The 17,960-nt window shown below is 58.6% G+C and carries 13 protein-coding genes and 1 pseudogene; 1 reads left to right on the top strand and 13 read right to left on the bottom strand.

The features are described 5' to 3' along the window. Window positions 1-268: 268 nt before the first annotated feature. The 10 genes from PD282_RS22110 to PD282_RS22155 all read right to left on the bottom strand — a co-directional run bounded on the left by PD282_RS22110 (window position 269) and on the right by PD282_RS22155 (window position 14,177). A complete protein-coding gene (locus PD282_RS22110) occupies window positions 269-4,414 on the bottom strand; it encodes a LamG-like jellyroll fold domain-containing protein (RefSeq protein ID WP_274653256.1) in 4,146 nt (1,381 codons plus the stop codon). Between the two features lie 531 nt (window positions 4,415-4,945). Next, on the bottom strand, window positions 4,946-6,358 hold the full coding sequence (locus PD282_RS22115) for a (Fe-S)-binding protein (RefSeq protein ID WP_274653257.1): 1,413 nt from the start codon (window positions 6,356-6,358) through the stop codon (window positions 4,946-4,948). After that, window positions 6,355-7,758 carry an FAD-binding oxidoreductase gene (locus PD282_RS22120; protein ID WP_274653258.1) on the bottom strand — a complete coding sequence of 468 codons (1,404 nt, stop codon included), beginning with the start codon at window positions 7,756-7,758 and terminating at the stop codon, window positions 6,355-6,357. The genes PD282_RS22115 and PD282_RS22120 overlap by 4 nt, the downstream gene beginning before the upstream one ends. A gap of 261 nt (window positions 7,759-8,019) precedes the next feature. Then, window positions 8,020-8,487, bottom strand: a complete 468-nt coding sequence (locus PD282_RS22125; protein ID WP_274653260.1) for a 2-thiouracil desulfurase family protein — start codon at window positions 8,485-8,487, stop codon at window positions 8,020-8,022. Between the two features lie 209 nt (window positions 8,488-8,696). Then, on the bottom strand, window positions 8,697-10,061 hold the full coding sequence (locus PD282_RS22130; RefSeq protein ID WP_274653261.1) for an MATE family efflux transporter: 1,365 nt from the start codon (window positions 10,059-10,061) through the stop codon (window positions 8,697-8,699). Between the two features lie 164 nt (window positions 10,062-10,225). Further along, a complete protein-coding gene (locus PD282_RS22135) occupies window positions 10,226-11,101 on the bottom strand; it encodes a M56 family metallopeptidase (protein ID WP_274653262.1) in 876 nt (291 codons plus the stop codon). Between the two features lie 2 nt (window positions 11,102-11,103). Beyond that, window positions 11,104-11,532, bottom strand: a complete 429-nt coding sequence (locus PD282_RS22140) for a BlaI/MecI/CopY family transcriptional regulator (RefSeq protein ID WP_274653263.1) — start codon at window positions 11,530-11,532, stop codon at window positions 11,104-11,106. Window positions 11,533-11,794: 262 nt separating this feature from the next. Beyond that, entirely contained in the window at window positions 11,795-12,361 is a 567-nt protein-coding gene (locus PD282_RS22145; RefSeq protein ID WP_274653264.1) for an SLOG family protein, read from the bottom strand. Next, window positions 12,358-12,876 carry a hypothetical protein gene (locus tag PD282_RS22150; RefSeq protein ID WP_274653265.1) on the bottom strand — a complete coding sequence of 173 codons (519 nt, stop codon included), beginning with the start codon at window positions 12,874-12,876 and terminating at the stop codon, window positions 12,358-12,360. Before PD282_RS22150 ends, PD282_RS22145 begins: the two co-directional genes overlap by 4 nt. 110 nt (window positions 12,877-12,986) lie before the next feature. Beyond that, window positions 12,987-14,177: a copper amine oxidase N-terminal domain-containing protein gene (locus tag PD282_RS22155; protein WP_274653266.1), complete on the bottom strand. Its 1,191-nt coding sequence runs from the start codon at window positions 14,175-14,177 to the stop codon at window positions 12,987-12,989. 334 nt (window positions 14,178-14,511) lie between these two features. On the opposite strand from PD282_RS22155, the gene PD282_RS22160 reads away from it, so the two are divergent. Further along, on the top strand, window positions 14,512-15,690 hold the full coding sequence (locus tag PD282_RS22160; protein WP_274653267.1) for a hypothetical protein: 1,179 nt from the start codon (window positions 14,512-14,514) through the stop codon (window positions 15,688-15,690). Between the two features lie 66 nt (window positions 15,691-15,756). On the opposite strand, the gene PD282_RS22165 is transcribed toward PD282_RS22160, so the two are convergent. From PD282_RS22165 to PD282_RS22175, 3 genes and pseudogenes are all read right to left on the bottom strand, one after another. Further along, on the bottom strand, window positions 15,757-16,257 hold the full coding sequence (locus PD282_RS22165) for a GNAT family N-acetyltransferase (protein ID WP_274653268.1): 501 nt from the start codon (window positions 16,255-16,257) through the stop codon (window positions 15,757-15,759). 45 nt (window positions 16,258-16,302) lie between these two features. Further along, window positions 16,303-17,211 carry a sugar phosphate isomerase/epimerase gene (locus PD282_RS22170; RefSeq protein ID WP_274653269.1) on the bottom strand — a complete coding sequence of 303 codons (909 nt, stop codon included), beginning with the start codon at window positions 17,209-17,211 and terminating at the stop codon, window positions 16,303-16,305. Window positions 17,212-17,339: 128 nt separating this feature from the next. Continuing rightward, a pseudogene (locus PD282_RS22175) lies at window positions 17,340-17,759 on the bottom strand (transposase). Window positions 17,760-17,960: the final 201 nt, after the last annotated feature.

The raw sequence follows: 17,960 nt of genomic DNA on the forward strand, positions 1-17,960 counted from the left end.
ACCCGAGCAAATATCACTTCACTTATTATAGCCGCTTACTTTAATGCATGAAACCAACCTTCCACCGTATCGAGAATACCGCTTTGGCCTCGCAGTAAGCAGGCAGACGCAGCCGACTGCAAACCGGCGTGCTTGCCGGACACATGACAATCGATACGTCTATGCCCGGCAAAATGTTTCGTCAAGCATGACAAAAAAAGAAGCCGCGCGGTCGCGGCAGGTTGATGCAACCCGCTGCCCGCACGGCTTTATACAGCAAGCCGAAAGGTCAGTTAAAGCTGACGGTTTGAACGTTCAATTGAAGCGCCGCCGTCCAGTCCGATACGGATACGACCAGATCGTTGTTCGCCGGAAGCTGGACACCGGCGACCCGGCCGTTGAGCGGAACCTCCGCCCCCTTGTGAACCGCGAACGCGCGGACGTCGACGGTTTTAGAGCCGCTGCGGTTGCCGACACGGACAAGCGACATTTCCGGGGACAGCGTAATGTCGAGCCCGGACGACGGTCCGCCGCCGATCCCCATAATCGCGACGGCCCGCACCTGATCCTCCACCTGCCGCGCAAGCGTCAGGGTGAAGTTCTTCTCCGCGCCCGGCGTAAAACGAAGCTGGGTGCAGTCGGCATTGGCGGCCAGAACATCCTCCTGCCCTTTGTGCGTGGCGACGTCCGAAATGACGATCGAGACGCCGTTTGGCAAAATCGAATTGTAGGTGTAGGTGCCGTCACCGGTGCCGACGATTTTGCGCGTAAGCGGGACATTTTCCGGCAGCATATAGGCGCCGGGGACGAGGTAGCACGGGAGGCTGCCCGGAATGTTCGCCTGCAGCTGCGAACCGAACCGCCCCGTCGTCAGACCATTCTCGTCGGTAATCTGCATATCGGCCGGCGACAGCAGGAAATCGATAACGAAGCGGGTCAGGCCGAACGGACCGCTGAACGGAAGATCATGGTCGGCCAGCAAATATTGTCCGTTCGTCATCATGCCGAGCGTAATGCCGTCCTCGCTGCGGAATTTCGTAGCGCCGTCGCCCCCGATGTAATCGAAGGCGAAATCGCTGCCGCTGCGCCGGAAGACGAGCCGGCAGTTCGGTCCGTTGTCTTCCGCCGAATCCGTCGGGAAATTACAGTCCCAGACGAACATCTGGACGCCGTCCAGATCGGTGACGGTCGTGCTGCCGTCGGGCGACAGCTGCGGTCCCGGATGCTCGGGAGGATAGACGAATTTATAAGGCATGACGCAGTGCGAATCCTTCAGCTTCTCCTGGTAGCCCGCATCCCACACCTCGCCGGCGGGAATGAAGAACAGAAGCGGCGCATTGTCGCGGTCGCAGCCGCGCAGGAACGTGCGCTCGATCTCCCGGTACGTCTTCGCCACCCGCTTGATTCCTTCGAGACCCTGGTCGTGAAAATGAAGAAGGCTTTCGCGGCTCAGCAGCCGGCCGTGGACCGCCGTCAGCTGCTCATGCAGGCTTTCTTTAGTCAGCGTGTGCGTGTCGTTGCGCCCCGTCCAGTAATTGTCGGCCACGATCGCGGCCATCGACGTGCAGAAGCCCGTGGCAAGGCCGCCGTTATCTTCGCCTTTCAGAAAATGTTGATAGAAGCCGTAAAATGCCGCCGTTAATATCGGATGGCCGAAGATCGGATCGAGCTGCTCGTGCCAAATTTCCGCCGCGCCGAACGTATCCTGGTACGTGCCCCAGCTCGGGACGCCGTCCGAGAAATTGCGGAACGGCAGGTTATGCACGCCGTATTTGAACGGCACCTCAAGCACTGAGGCCTTCTTGGCCGTTCGGCTGTTGCTGACGAGACCGTCCGGATTGCGGACCTGCACCGTCGCGCTTCCGCCGGAGCTGCCTCCGCCGCCGGTTCCCGGCATGACGTACGTCAGCTGCGTCGGACCGGTCACATTCGCCGGTACCGCGGCGCCGTTCACCAGGACCGCCGCGCCGCTCAGAAACGCGCGGCCGGTCAGCGTGACGGTCGCGCCGGGAACGAGCCCGCCGCTCAGCGCGTTCAGCTGCGGCTTGATGCGCAGCGTCAGCCGGTTGCTCTCCGTCCCGTCCTCCCGCCGGACGCTGATCGATTTCTCGCCCCCCGCCGAGCCGGCCGGGATCGTTACCGTCAGGCTCTCGTCGGCGTTCACGGCCGGCACGAGCACCGCGCCGTCCAGCAGGACGCGGTCGTGACTTGTGAAATGGCTCCCGCGCAGGATGACGGCGTCGCCGGGAAACGCCTGCGACGGCGTAATTTCTGAGACCCACGGGCGCGTCAGCAAATCCTCCCATGCGTCCTCCGAAAATTCGAAGAAACGAATGCTGCCGTCGAGACCTGCGTAAGCGCCGTCGATCCCCGCCCGTCCGGGCTGGCCTTGGTCGCCTTTCCGGCCGTTGCGCGCGTCTTTGCACGTTTCGCCGACGCCGCTGATGCCTCCCGCTCCCGGCGCTCCGCCGGGACCGCCGTCGCCGCCGCGTCCGATTGCGCCTCCTTGATTTTTCAGCTTGAACGCTTTGTTCGTGACCGTCGATTCCAGCGTTCCGTCCAGGACGCCGATCGTAATATTGCCGCCTGCGCCGCCGTTGCCGCCGCGTCCGCCTCTCCCGCCGTCGCCTCCGTCGCCGCCGTCGCCCCCGTCGCCGGGGTCGGCGCTGCAGTGCCAGCCGAACAACCACCAGCGTTCGCCGACATGGCCGTCCGCGCCGTCGCCGCCGCGTCCGCCGCGCTGGCCGGTTCCGCCTTTTCGCCCTTCTTCGCCGCTGAAGTCGATATTCGGCATGGCGCTCATTTCCTTGACCCATATTTCCAGATGAGGCGCATTCTGACCTTTCGCGCCGTTAATGCCCGACTCGCCTGCACGGCCGTCTTCGCCGTCCAGCCCGTCCCGCGAATTCGGCTTCGTATGCACGCCGGACCATCCGCGTCCGTTCAAATCCGGGTTATCAAGCCGCGGAGGCGTGCTTCCGCCCGGCTTGCGCCAGGTGATTTTTGCATTGGCTCCGCAAATGACTTTCTCTGCAATCAAATAAAAGGTCGTGACGTCCGGTTCGATGACGAGCTCCGTATTCGTCAGGTCGATCGTCTGCGCGATCATAACCGCGGAAGTAACGGGAATTTTCGTCAGCGAATAGACGTGCACCGGCTGCTCCGAGGTGATCGGCCACTGTGCGGGGTTGCCCGCTTCGAGCTTGGCGATCAGCGAGCTGTCGTTCAGCCGGATCGCGTCCTTGTCGATGGTGAACACCCCCGACATGACGCTCGGTTCGGCCGGCTTGCGAAGCGCCGGGCTTTCGCGCAGCACGATCGTCGGCATCACCGCGCCGGTACGTTTAGCGATAAGCGGCGAGCCGAGCGCCGAGGCCGAGAGCGTCGTGCGCAACGGCGGCGTCACAGGCGATGCCGGGTTGATTCCCGCTGCCGGGGCTGTGTTAACCGAACCGGCAGAAGGCGCGGAAATGACCGGCGGAGAAGCGGTGATCCGGCGCAAGGTCGGCACGCTGTTCCGGTTGGCCAAATACTTGGCGAGGTTTTCGCGTATGATGCCACCGCTTGTCGCTATCCCCAGCGCGGCTGCAACCGCTTTCCAATCGATAGCCACCGCAATGCTTTTGCGCGGAGCGACGACGACTTTGCCGGGCGTCATCACCGTCTTGGTCGTCAGCTTCAGCGTTTCCAGATCGGACAGCCGTTCCACGCCCGCGGCATTCATCAAATCCTTGATCGGCTGCAGCCGCGAGCGGCTCACGTCCGGAATCAGGTTGACGGCGATGTCCTGGATGCCGGTGGCGCTGCGGACCGATTGCTCGATCGCCGACGATCGCTGCTGCAGGCCTGCGTTGAATGCGCCGTCTACCGCGCCGCTCCGGACCGCGACGTTGCTGATTCTGCCGGCATACGCGTACGCCTTGCCGTCAATGCCTGCGCCGATCTTGAAGCCGAGCTCGCCTACGTTCTGAATCGGGCCGGGCACCGAGCTGCTGCCGACCGTCTTGTCGTCGATCTGCAGCTCCATCTGTCCGTTATCGCCGCGGGTCAACCGGACGCGAGACGTTCGTCCCGCCTGCACAAGCGTGCTGCCGCTGTCGACGCTCACCCAGCCGGCCGCCGTATGTACGGAACCGACGAGCTTGCCGTTCGCTTCGATAAACAAAGCGACCGAAGGGCTTTGTGCCTCCAAAATGTTTTGGCGTTTTCCGCCGACCCGGTCGGGTTCGATCGTCGCCTCAAGCGTAAAGGACTGCAGCTGCCCCAGCTCCCTGCTCCGGGCAAGCTCGATAAAGCCGCCGTCCAGACGAAAGCCCATTTCCATCTCGAGCGGCTTCGCATTGACCGCGCCCGTAATTGAAATGCCGATGACCGATCCGTCAAACGCACCCGTCCGGTCGTTTTTGAGCAAAAACAGCGTCGTGCCTCGTTCCATCTCTTTACCTCCCTCAAAGTTTTGCGAACCTCTGTGATTAACCTTTTTCGCGAGCAAAACCTGCTTCGGAAGCATTTGCTTTCATGGTTGATCCGTCTGTCCGCAGTTGGACGCCGCTTCGAGCGCCCGGAACCCACCCCATTTTCTGCTATTTATTACTAAGGACTAATTTATTTTACAGGAAGAATATAGCATAACTGTCATTTCGGAAATATCCATCCTACGGACTGTAGTTTCATAATCGGTCCTCCTACCCGGCTCATGCGCCGACCGGCATCCCATTCGACGGCAGCAAACATAAAAACGCGCAATCGACAGCGCGATTCTCGTTTGGAGAGGGAGCGAAGTCCCGGAAGCATGGGAGGGATGGCCAATTTGTAAGGAAGAGAAAGGGAGCCGGCATCGCGTTCGACGCCAGGCCGGGAGCGGTTCCGCTTCGTGTCCGGCCATTTCGTCACCTGCGCCAGCGCGGGGAAAATCGCCAGCCCGTCCGGATTGGACCGGGCCTGTCATGACTTTCGCGGCTCGACACTAATCCAATCCGCACGCTTCGGCCAGCACCTCGACGAGATGCACCGCTTCCATGTCGTGATCCCCGGGTTTGCGGCGCACGCCAAGCCGCATCTGCAGCAGGCAGCCCGGGTTCGTGGTGACGATTACATCGGCCTTCGTCGCATTCGCGTTGTCCATTTTGGCGTCCAGGATGCTCATCGACTCCCGGTAATGCAGCAGATTATAGATGCCGCCCGACGCGCAGCACCGGTCGCTGCCTTCCATCTCGATGAACGTGGCGCCTGGGATCGACTTCAGCAGCTCGCGCGGCGCGGTGCGCACGCCCTGCACATGCAGCAGGTGGCACGAATCCTGATAGGTCATGACGCCGTTCCACGGCTTGACAAAAGGCAGCGGTCCGTACGTGTGCAGCATTTCCGTCACATCGCGCGACTTTTCCGCAAAACGCCGCGCCCGTTCCGCCCACGCCGCATCCCCCGCGAGCAGATGGCCGTATTCGTGGAGCATCGCGCCGCAGCCGCCGGCGTTATTGACGTAGAAATCGGCCCCGGACAGCTCGAAGGCGGCGATATTCGATTTGGCCAGCTCCTGCGCCTGCGCTTTCAGCCCTTGATGGGCGTGCAGCGCCCCGCAGCAGGATTGTCCCGCGGGAATCACGACCTCGCAGCCGGCCAGCGACAGCAGCTCGACGGTGAGCCGGTTGGTGCGGCTCATCATCGCGTCCATCAGGCAGCCGGCGAAAAAAGCGACGCGCGCTTTTTTCGCACCCATGGCGGGGATGACGCTCCCCCATTCGTACCGCATGCGAGGCGGCTCGACCTCGGGCAGCGCCTGCTCGAACGCGGCGGCCGGTTCGGACAGGGCGTGCAGCAGCTTCGTCCGGCGAAGCAGCTTCCCCGCGCCGCTCTTCTGATACAGCCAAAGCAGATTGCCAGCGGTGCGGAGCCTGCGCGGATAAGGAAGCAGCTGCCGCATCGCGAGCCGTTTCAGCCGGTCCCGTCCGCGCTCCTTCCACGAGACGCGCTTCCGCAGGCTGCCCTGCGCCGTATGCGCCGCAGCGGACTGCGGCCCTGACGGCGCCGCCGGCCCACCCGTGGACGGCTGCCGCTGAGGCGGCATGGCCTGCCGATCCGCAATCGCTTCTTTGGCCGACTCGAGGATATGCCCGTACGGAACGCCGACCGGGCAGGCCGTCTCGCAGGCTCGGCAGCCCAGGCACAGATCGATCGGCTGCGTCAAATGGCCGCCGATATCGATTTTCCCCTCCGCAGCCAGCTTCACCAAATTAATGCGCCCTCTCGGCGAAGCCGATTCCTTGCCCATCGAAATATACGTCGGGCACACCGGCAGACAGTAGCCGCACTGCACGCACTGGTTGGCCTCGTTATACGCCGCTTCGAACAGCTTTTGCCGCGGCTCCGTTTTGCTCATGTCAGCACCGCCTTCGTCCGGCCCGGCTGCGGAAAGATTTTGCCCGGGTTCATGATGTTGTTGGGATCCCACGCTTCCTTGATCCTTCTCATCATCGCCAGGCCCGCCTCTCCAAGCTCCATTTCCATATAAGGCGCCTTGAGGAGCCCGATGCCGTGCTCTCCGGAAAGCGTTCCGCCGAGCGCCACCGCCGCTTTGAAAATGTCGCCGACCGCGTCCTCGACGCGCCTCATCTCTTCCTTGTTGCGTTTATCGGTAATGATGTTCGGATGCAGGTTCCCGTCCCCGGCATGCCCGAATACGACCAGATTTAATCGATACTTGTCGCGGATTTGCTTCAGCCGTTCCATCATCTCCGGAATTTTGCTGCGCGGCACGGTTGCGTCCTCGGAAATTTTCGTCGGCCCCATCTGGGTAATCGCCGGCGACACCATCCTGCGGGCGCGCCACAGCTCCTCCCGCTCCTTCTCGTCTCCGGCCACCTTCACCAGGCTCGCCCCCTGCTCGCGGCAAATCGCTTCACAGCTGCGAATTTCTTCCTCGATCGCCGCCGGATGCCCGTCCACTTCCACCAAAATGAGCGCTTCTTTGTCGACCGGCAAGCCGCTCGGCTGAAACTGCTCCACCGCCCGAATACAGGCGTTGTCCATCAGCTCCATGGCGGCGGGCAAAATGCCGGACGATAAAATGTTCGTGATCGCGTGTCCCGAGTCTTGGATGCGGTCAAACGCGGCAAGCAGCGTTTTTCGCGCTTTCGGCTTCGGAATGAGCCTCAGGATGATCTCCGTAATGATCCCAAGCGTCCCTTCCGAGCCAACGATGAGGCGGGTCAAGTCGTAGCCGGTCACATTTTTCACCGTTTTGCCGCCGGTGCGAATCAGGTCTCCAAGCGGCGTCACCACTTCCAGCCCGATGACGTATTCCTTGGTCGTGCCGTATTTCAGGCCTTTGGGGCCGCTCGAATTCTCCGCCATATTGCCGCCGATCGTCGACACATGCGAAGAGCTCGGGTCGGGCGGATAAAACAATCCGGCCTCCTCGGCCTTTTTGTGAATATCCGCCGTAATGACTCCCGGCGATACGACAGCGAGCAAATTTTCGCGGTCGATGATCAGCTTGCGCGCAAAGCGGGTCATATCCAATACGACGCCGCCTTCAACCGGAAGCGGACCGCCGCTCAGCGAGGTGGCGGCCCCTCTCGGATACAGAGGGATCCGGCGGCGATTGGCGAGCTTGACGATCCGGCAAATTTCCTCCGCGTTCAGCGGCTGTACGACCGCCTCCGGCAAATATTCACCGAAGGACGCATCGAAGCTGTACGAATAGCGCTCCGCCAAGTCGAGAAATACCCGTTCCTCCGGCACGATGGCGAGCAGCTCCTGCAGAGCGTTCTCTTCCATTCCCTTCACCTCGTTTGGTTGATTCCGATCGTCGTCCCGACCGCGTCCTGCGCGGCGCCATCCCTCTATTTAGCGATGACAAGGTCTGCATGCCGGGCTCTATAGGTTCAACTTTATGCCCTTCGGCCGTTTCTGTCAAAACGCGGCTCCCTAGGGCTTCAACGCATCCGGCCCCAAAAGCAAACAACCAGCCTCCTTAAGATCCAGGGACTGGTTGTCGGCCGGCTTGACAGGCGAGCCGGTTTTGCTTAGGTTGTGCGCTTAATTGATTTTATCCAGCAGCGACTTGAAGTTCGCTTCCGAATAGACCTCGATGCCGCTGCGCCGGAGCAGGGCGGACGTTACTCCGAACCCCGGCTGTTTCCGCTTGGAATACGTGCCGTCGTAGATAAGCGTGCTGCCGCAAGAAGGGCTGGACTCCTTCAAAATCGCGTATTTCGCGTTCACGGTCCGGGCAATTTTCAACGTTTGCTCGGCCCCCCGGATAAACTCCGCGGTCACGTCCCGATGGTCGTTCGTCAAGACCTTCGCTTTGCCGTCCAGAACATCGGCCCCGCTGCCCCCGACGATTTCGGCCGGCGGGCGGGGAGTCGGCAGGCCGCCCAATTGCTCCGGGCAGACCAAAACGGCCTTCCCCTGCTGCAGGAGCGCGGCGATTTCTTCACGGTAGTTGTCCCGGCCGTCGTAAGTTGTCGCAAGCCCCGCCAAACAGGAACTGATCAGGATCATGGATGTCCCTCCCCAATTGTTGAATTTCTCTTCAACTTCACAATCAACAAATCCAGGACAAAACCAACTATAAACCAGAATGCGATATTTGAAAAATAGACGACCGAAATCGAAGGCCGATTTCCTGCAGTATTCCCGGAAAGTCGAATGCACACCTTCCCGTGCCCGCAAAAAATCCGCGATCGCTCGCGGATTCTCCCATTGATTCGCTACACATGCACTGTCACCGCTTCGGGCGCGGCGCTTCTCGACTTGCTTCGCACCCGCGTCCAGTCGAGCGTTAAATATCGCCAGCAATTGCAGACGGCGAATAATACGATCAGGGTGCACAGGGCCGACCACGCGCCCACCTGCCCGAGATCCATCACCCGCGTGAACACAATCGTGCACGGGATAAATAACGCCCAGTTGAGCAGCAGCGCCGTTCGGGACAAATACGTCGTATCGCCCGCCCCGCGCAGTCCTCCGGCAAAAATAATGTTCGCGCCGGTAAACAGCTGGATATACGAGGCGAGATGGATGAGCGAGACCGCCTTCTCGTACACGTCCGCTTCGGACGTATACAGCTTCGCGATCGGCAGGGCGAATAAAATGAACGCAACCGACATTAAAGCCATAAACCCGACGCCAAGATATACCGTCACAAGCCCGAATTTCCTCGCCTCTTTCGCCCGGCCTTTCCCGATTTCCTGGCCGATGCCGATCGTCGACGCGGCGCCGAAGCCGTTGGAAGGCATGAACCCGAACGACAAAATGTTGAGGGCGATTTCGTTGGCGGCAATGGCCGCCGTTCCGAGCCGCGTGATACAGCTGGTGAAGACCAGCATTCCGAGGCTGTTGGACAATTCGGTAATGCCCAGCTTCACGCTTTCGAACAGGACCAGACGGACCTGCTGCAGCTCGATGCGCACCCAGGTGCGGGTCAGATACAGCCCGTTCAGGAAGCGGTAATACACAAACAGGTTCAGCAAAAAGGCCGACAGCTCCGCGGTGAACATGCCCCATGCCGCCCCCTGCAGCCCCAAATCCGGAAAACCGAGCTTTCCGTAAGCGAGCAGATATGTCAGGCTGACGACAAGCCCGCTGTTGATCAGGGAAATCGTCATCGGCGTCCGCGTATCCCCGGTAGCCCGCATATAAGCGTAGAAAACCGTGTTGAACATCGTGAACATGAGCGCCAGCATCCGGACCTGCACATACGGCGCCCCGAGGTCCAAAATGGATTCGTTCGCGCCCATCAGCTTGAGCATCAGATAAGGGACCGTTAAACCGCCGATCAGCAGCAGCACGGCCTGACCGGCGGAACCGAGCAGCGCGACCTGCATCCGCTGATTGCCGAGCCGCATGTCGCCGGACCCGTAGCACTGGGCGACCAGGTAGTTGATCGCGCTTTGCAGTCCCGAGAACATGGCCCACAGGTTATACATCAAAATATTGGTGATGCCGACCACCGCAATGGCGGCAGCCCCCAATTTTCCTACAATCATAAGGACAAGCAAGCCGGTAAAGGTCATGGAGGAGAAGGTTGCGATCGAAGGAATGGCCAATCGAAGAATTTGTTTAATCAGCTGCATCATGCACCGCCGCATTCGTATTAAAATGGAAACTCATCAAACTTTACACGAAAACGGCGCAACGTACAAGGAGAATTTTTTATGAAGTTCTGGACGCCCGAAAGGGGCTTATCATCGGCGTTCGTCCATTCATTTTACGGATCCCCTTTTATTCCATATTCCGATTAAATCGGACATTCCAGCAGCAATGCCGCCAGCATCAACGACAGCAGGATCGCCGATATCGCGACCGTTTTTGCGCTTGCAAGCGCAACGCGGACGGGTTGATCCGGATTTACGATTTGCTCGATCCGGTAATTCACCGCCGTATCGGCAAAATGAACCGTTCCCCCTGCCCCAACCCCGGCATACTGCCCGTTGTGACGAACAAGCTTGAGCAGGACGGAGCCGATTTCGTAGGAAGAGTTCATTTGGTCCATGGCATACCGGTCCGCTGACAGCTCGATGCCGATAAAATAATGCCGCCCCAGAGAGCGGATGATCGGAATATACCCGATGCCGTCCATCATCAGCTGCACGGCAAATTTTTTGACCGTATGCCGCTGGCGGCAGTGGTAGCGCTCATGCAGCAGCACGGCTTCGAGTTCCTCCGCCGACAGCAGCCGGATAAGGCCGGTCGACAGCACGATCCGCGGGCGGATAAACCCCGTCGTCAGCGCAAGGACGGACGGATCGCGAACGATCGTAATCGGGATGTTCCACTTCCGGTAGGCGGCGTTCAACCTCTCCATCTTGCCCGCATCGGCATGCTCCGCAAAATAGCGGGTCCATTTCCGGCCGGCGACGGCCTGCCGGGCGCTTCGCCCGACGATTTGATAGAAGGTATAACCGGTCGCCGCCAGAAAAACGACTTCGAGCGGATGATGCTGCGTCAGCAGGTCGCTCAGGAACTGCCACGCAGTACGATAAAAAGTCGACTCGTACCGCGCGTTCCCCAAATGATGGATCAAGAGAAAGTTCATTTCCAGCAGCACGCCGAAACCGATCAGAAAGACGGCCCCGAGGACGACATTGGGACTGGGATTCCCTTTTCCCGTCATGGTCAGCTCCTCTGCTTCAGCTCCATCAGTTTTCGTTCCAGCTTCTGGATGAGCGCGGGGTCCGCTTCCTCCATCGCGTCCACCATATGCGCGACGACGAGGTCGCCGAATTCCCGGATTAAGCCGTGCGTCACCGTTTTCGCCTGCTCCGCCAAAAACTGCTCCTTCGATTGGACCGCCGAATAGAGCGTCAGCCTGTTTTTTCCCCGGCCGGTGGTCGACTTCCGCAAAATGCCTCTCTCCTCCAGGCGGTTCATGACCGTCATGACCGTGTTCAACGCGATCGGGCTTTCATCGTTCAGCCGGGCGTGCACCTCTTTGATGCTCAACTGGTCGGAAGCCCATATCGTTTCCATGATCCGGGCCTGGAGCGACCCGAAAAAACGCTGCAGTCCTTCTTCATTCAAATGGTAGTTGTTAATTCCCGACATAAGCACACAACTTTCCGTCTGGTAATCAGCACGTTCAGACCTAAAGCGGCTGTCTCTCCTATTATACCAGAATGGGAGCCGTTCAGCGGATTATTGGAAGGCTCTTTCAACAAACCGGATCAGTCCGGCAGCCAAAACGCAGGCACGCCCGAGACCGTCCGAAACGCGGTCAAGACGCCGGAGACCGTTCGAAACGCAGGTCGAGACGCCCGAGACCGTCCGTCCGGCCGGCCGGCTTTTCCGGAGCGGCAGCAGAAGCGCCTTAAGCGTCAAACGGCATGTCCCGCAGCTCCTCGTCCGCGATGTTCTGGACGTCCTCCGCCGTTATGACGATGCAGCGGTAACCGTCCTCGTCGCGCTTTTGGAACGCGCGCCGTTTCATAAATTTCGGGCTGGCTTCGCCGTTCTCCTCATCGTAGAACAGAATGATGCCGTCCGTCTTGCGCATCAGGAGATCGTCCCTGGCAGTAAGCTGCCAAACGCCGTTATACGGCTGATGGCTTACGGTCGCGTAATAGTCGACGCCGCCGAGAATTTCGCGGTAATAGGTTTGCTTGTCTTCTTTCCATTTCTCCTCGGGGTTCAAATAAGCAGCTATAATCGACAGCTTCAGGTGCGGATACCGCGCCTTAAGTCCGATGACCGCCTCGCACGCCCACAGGTCGACGCCGTATTGACCGGGTGTGAGCACCCACTCCAACCCTTCCTCTTCGATCAGCGGCACGAGCCGGGCTTCGATCGCTCTCTTGATGTACGGGATTCCCTTGTGCTTCTGATCGAAAATGCCAAGCTCGTGCGCGCGGTAGCCCGTGACGAGAACGCTCTTCATAAAGCGCTCCAGCGGTGCCTGTACCGCTCCAGGTTCGGATGCGGCGAGGCGGGCTCCGATGCCAGCAGCAGCCGCAGCTTCACGATCCATTCCTCGAAGGAAGCGAACGAGGCGAACATATTGGCCGTTTCCGGCGTGAGGTAGAGGAAATGGGGGGCGTCGTACTTTTCGGTCAAAAACCGGAGGGCCGTGTCGACCGGCGTATATTTCTTTCGTTTGCCGTCCCAGCTCTCGATGGCGACCGCAGGCAAGCCCCGCTCCCGCTTCCAGTCGTGCAGCCGGTCCTCCCGTTTGTAGAACGGGCTCGCCTTCTCCCGGGTCATCCGCTTCACCGTTTCCTCGTGCAGCGGGTACAGCACCAGCTTCGCGAACGAGCGCTCCTCCGCATTCGACGCGGCCCGGTCCAGCTCCTCGTCCGATGTATGCTCGAACGAATCGTAATAAATCAAGGTGCCCCTCTGCCGCTCCGTCTCCGACTCGTAGCCGTAGGGAACGGATCCTGCGGTTTTTGGCATCGTTGACTGCTCCTTTTTCGATTAATGTTCGGAATTCATGTGGATTAGTTTACCGCATTTCGGCGTGGACCACAAAAAGAAGAGGCCCGCTAAGGCCTCTTACGTTTCATTCAGCGATTCGAATCGTCCCATTTCAGAATGACCTTTTTGCGGAGCTTCGGGTCGTACCATTGGAATTCGAACCCGTTCCCCGCCCGCTTGACGAACAGGAGCCCGTCTCCCTGATAGCCGTTCGCACCGTTTGGCGCCGCCGTGGCTTCCAGCCATTTCTGCTGGTCGTCGGGCAGAAGCTTTTTATACAGAGCGGTCGTCTGCTTCGTCTCCAAATCGACCGCCGTCAGCATCGAAGTGGAGAAAGGCCGGATCAGCAAAATATCGTCCGATACGTATTCCAAGTCGTAGCTGTCCTTCGGATTGCCGCCGGTCAGCGCCGCCATGTCGTAGGTTTTCACCGTCCTGCCGGTGTCCGGATCGACCCGCTTGGCGGAGGAGCCGTCGATCATGACGGGGTCTCCTTCGTAGGATTTGACATTGTTGATGTTGAAGCTGCCGGTGTAATTTACTTTCGATTCGGTCAGAACGCGGTTGTTCAGCAGCAGCGCCTGGTACACGTCAGTGTGCGCACCCATAATATCCTCTCCGTAGTTATCTCTGACGGTGAGCAGAATGGAATGCTTGCCCGTTTTTTCAACGCTGATGCCCCCTAGGCCCTGGATGCGCATATCCAGCTTTCCGATCCGCGCCGGTGCAGTCGTGCCGTTGGAGTAATACAAGTCCCCGCCGGCATTGTTCATCCAGTACGTCTCGCTGCCGAATTGACCCTCGGAATAGGGATTGCGAAACGTCATGATATACTGCGAATCCCGTTTGCCAAGCGGGTACCCGAACGTTTGCGCGAGGAAACGAAAAGGGACGTACAGGCTGCCGTTCACGATGACCGGCGCCATGTCCAGCCCGGCCTTCTTCCCGTCCACGACGGCCGTCCGGACGCCCGGCTGAAAGACGATCCGATGTACGGGATTCAGCAGTGTGACCGTATGCGCGGCGGCATTCCGGTAAAGACCCATTTGAAGCTGCAGCGCCGCAGTCCGAACCGGCACTAAAATTTTCCCCTGCCGGATGATCGAACCGTCTTTCGCCGCCGGATCCGCGTACCAAACGTTTTGCGGGAGAACCGTCTCGTTATCGGCCGCGGCGGCGATGCCGTTGGTTCCCCAGGCTCCGCACAAAGCTTGCGCGCCCCCTAACAGCAACACGGCCAATCCAAGCTTCAGACCGGCCCGCTTCCAAATTGCCCTCATATAGCGCAATCTCCTTTTCGCCGGATGGTCATCCATTTCGTTCCAGCCTTTTTTTTATATAGACGCGAAAAAAAGATTTTAGTTGCGCGGCTGAATCGGCAGTGCTGCATTAACGGTTCAAGCAAGGAACCTGCAAGGCAAAAGTTAAATTCACCCATAAAATTGATAAATTTTTGCGAATCCTCCACAAAACAGGAGATCTGCTGCGAATGGTATGAATAAGCCTCGATACTACAGCATGTTATTTTAAAGACGAGTTTAAAGGGGGGAGAGGAGCGAGGTTCCCGAGTCGGCTTAAAGTCAAACAAAAAATAAAAATCGAGGAGAATCCGAAATGAAGCGACGATTCCATCCTTACGTATGGGCCGTGATGCTGTCGGTCCTGCTGGTTCTTCCTTTCCAGGGCGCGGCCGCCGCGGACGCGAATGACGAAGCCGCTCAGCTGCTGCTGAACAAGTTTGGCGGACCGATCCGAGATTTTGATGCAGCCCGCGTGATTTGGGAAACGGCCGACAACAAAGTCCTCTGGCTGTACAACCGGGCGGACGGAAGCCAGATGAAGGTGTACGACGCCGCCGGCACAAGCGACATCATCCGGGAAGCAAAGCTGTCTGCGGAAGGCGTCGTGTACGAACTGAATACCGACCCAAGTACGGATATATGGCCGAGGCTGCAGTCGGTTTACAGCTGGAAGAACGGCCAAGCCGAGCCAATTGCAAACGGCGAACAGCTTTTCGCCGTCCGGGGAAACGGAAATTTTGCGGTGCTCACGCGCCATACCGTGGATCTGACGACCGGACAGTCCCGCGAGCCGGGCTACGATAAGACGGATATTACTGCGGATAAAACCGTGATTTATACGGCACCGAGCGCACCGGTGAATGCGCTTGCGCTTTACGAGGCGCTTCCGGACGGCACCGTGACAAAGCTCGCTTCGCCTTCCGCCAAGGTGCAGCAATGGAACGGCTGGACGTTAGGCTATTATGGGCCTTTGACGGATGGAAACAACATCGTTTACCGGGAACTGGTGGTGCAGAACAATTATTCCGAGATGAAGTGGGCGCTCCGTTTGCGCAGTGCCGATCAAACCGTGACCACATTGGCGGTAAACCCATGGGCCAAAGGCAATTATTATGTTCCGGACAGCGATTACCGGATCAATAACGGATGGGTCGCTTACACGGAATACAACAAGGAACAAAACAGCTGGGTCGTCAACGTGCGGTCGCCGCAGGGCACGGTCAAGCAAGTTTTCGACTGTCCCGCAGGCTGGTCGTTCTATACGACGCCACTTTCCATTAACGAGCTGGGACCGGACGGGACGGTCGCCTTTACGTACAACGATAAATCGTATTTGCACTTCACAAGCGCCGGCAAAACAGTCGCCATCTCCAGGAGCCCGTCCGTTTTCAAATACCGCGAGCAGGAGCTACCGGGACCCGGAGGTACTACATACCGGCTTGTCGCCTGGTACCGGGTTGCCGGAGATTCGCTGTACGCCGTTCGATACTGATGCGATAGCTCTCGGAAGAAGCCCGGAGATCGTTCCGGGCTTCAAGGTCCGGGCAGAAGACCGCGTTCAGGAAAGCAGCTTATAATACAAAATCGTGGCGTCGAGTTCGCCGTTTGCGGAAAGGGCGAACTGCGGAATGCGGCCCGCCTGAATATAGCCGAGCGAGGCGTACAGAAGGTTTGAGGGGTCCCCTTCGCGCGTATCGAGCGTAAGCAGCGTCCGGCCTTCCGCTCTTCCTCTCGCTTCAACCTCCTGCATCAGCCTGCGGGCGATTCCCCTGCGGCGGAAGTCCGGATGCGTCATCAGCTTGGCGACCTCGGCCCGGTGTTTGCCGTTCGGCTTCACGCACAGCTGCAGCTGCACCGTTCCGGCGATCCGGCCTTCGACCTTCGCGATGTACAAGATCACGCCGGGTTCGAGGACGCGCTTCCAATACTCCTCCGCTTCCGCGATGTCCAGCGGAGGCAAAAAGTTAATGGACGCGCCTCCGTCCACGACCCGCACGAGCAGCTCCGACAGCTCGCCGATCGTCTCCTCGACCGTATGCAATCGTTCGATTTCCAGCATGATTCCCGCCGTCCTTCCATTGGTAAATTTTCGACCGACAGCCGTTCACGGCCGGTTACAGCTTTCATTGAATATCCGCTCAACCCAGGAATAACACTGCGACAGCTGATCTTCCGTGATCCGGTCGGACCGGTGCTCAAACATGATTTTCACATCGGGGCTCTCTTCCAGAATGGCCTGCAAATACGCTTCGATCGGCGCCCATCCGTCTTCGGTTTGCTGGTCCGGCAATACGGGATGATGGTGAAGGACGATCCCATCCTTGTACTGTAAGTTGGACAGATGCACCAGATACGCATACTTGGCATATTTATGAATGACCCGGCCGGCATCGAAATAGGGATCCAGCTTCTCCTGCAAAAACATTCTCCCCGTATCCAGACACAAACGCACCGACCGGTAACGCTGCAGCAGCTCCTCCAGCATATCGGTGTCGTAAATATACCGGCTCAACGCGTCGAATTCGAGCACGGGAATAAAGCGGTACGCTTTGCCTTTTTCACTCAGCCACTGCAGAAGATGCTCGGTCCCCGCTCTTAATTCGTCGATCGTAATACTGCTCTCGCTGATGTATTCCGCCGGATCGGCGAAGCGCCACCCGCTCCAGTCCACCCGCTCGTCCAAAATAACCGGCTTCGGATAATGGAACAGGATATAAAGCGGCTGCACCGCCCGAAGAAACTCCAGCTCGCGCTCGATCAAACCGTACGCTTCCGCTCTGATCCGGTTGTCCGGAGACAGAACAAGCGCATCCCGAAGCTTGGACATTCCCGCCCGAAACGGAAAATGGACCCCGACGCAAAAGTCCCTCCGCCTCGATTCCAGGACCAGCTTGGCCGTATCCTCCTCAGCCGCGAACAAGCAGGCCTCGATGCCGAAAAAATCGTCCCGGAAATCCCGCTCGTATTTCCGGCTGTCAAACGAGCCGTACTGCCCGATCATGAACCGCTTCACGCCGCCCGCCTCCAAAATGTACAGTTGGTATCATACAGTTCATCCAAAACGTTACGATGTGAATGCTGACGTAGATGATACAACTGCATCTCAAGTGTTCAAAGTTTAAACTTTCATTTTGGTTTTCTTTACTTGGAAATGAGCGTCGGGGACACGTCAATGCCGTACAGGCTAACGAGATGGTCTTGAATCCCCCGCGTGCTGACGCCTTTCGCGTAGAGCGCCACGATCTGATCTTCGATGCCGGTGACATTCGACTGATGCTTCTTCACGACCAACGGCTAGAATCGCTCTGCCGATCGCGCGGCACTTCAATCTTCTTTTTCGCCATACTCGCTGGTGATCGTCTTCCGGCTCCTGCCATTGCGGCTATTTGTCGTCTTCTTGCTCTTCGCATCATGCTTCTCATAGCCCAGATGGGTATCCATCTCGGCTTCCAGCATTTCTTGAATCGTTTCAGCAAACAAATCCTTCAGCGCATTCTGAGCGTCTTGAGTCGTAACCAGTTTATTCGAAATAAAGTACGTTAAGCTCGTCGATGTGTCCAGTTAGGTTCATAGAACCGGTGAATTAGCCGTCAGAATAAAAGTGAAATCGACCCTATCCAGACGATTTTGAGACTGTGGTTAGACGCCAATAATAAGTACACTTCAACCTGACACATTGAACAGTCGATGTCCGCAAACGGAGGACGGGCAAGGCTTACCCACTCGTTAGCGTACGATTATTATTTTCGTTTCGTGAGGTGG

Origin of the sequence: Paenibacillus humicola, assembly GCF_028826105.1 — a bacterium.
In the GTDB taxonomy this organism is placed as follows: domain Bacteria; phylum Bacillota; class Bacilli; order Paenibacillales; family Paenibacillaceae; genus Paenibacillus_Z; species Paenibacillus_Z humicola.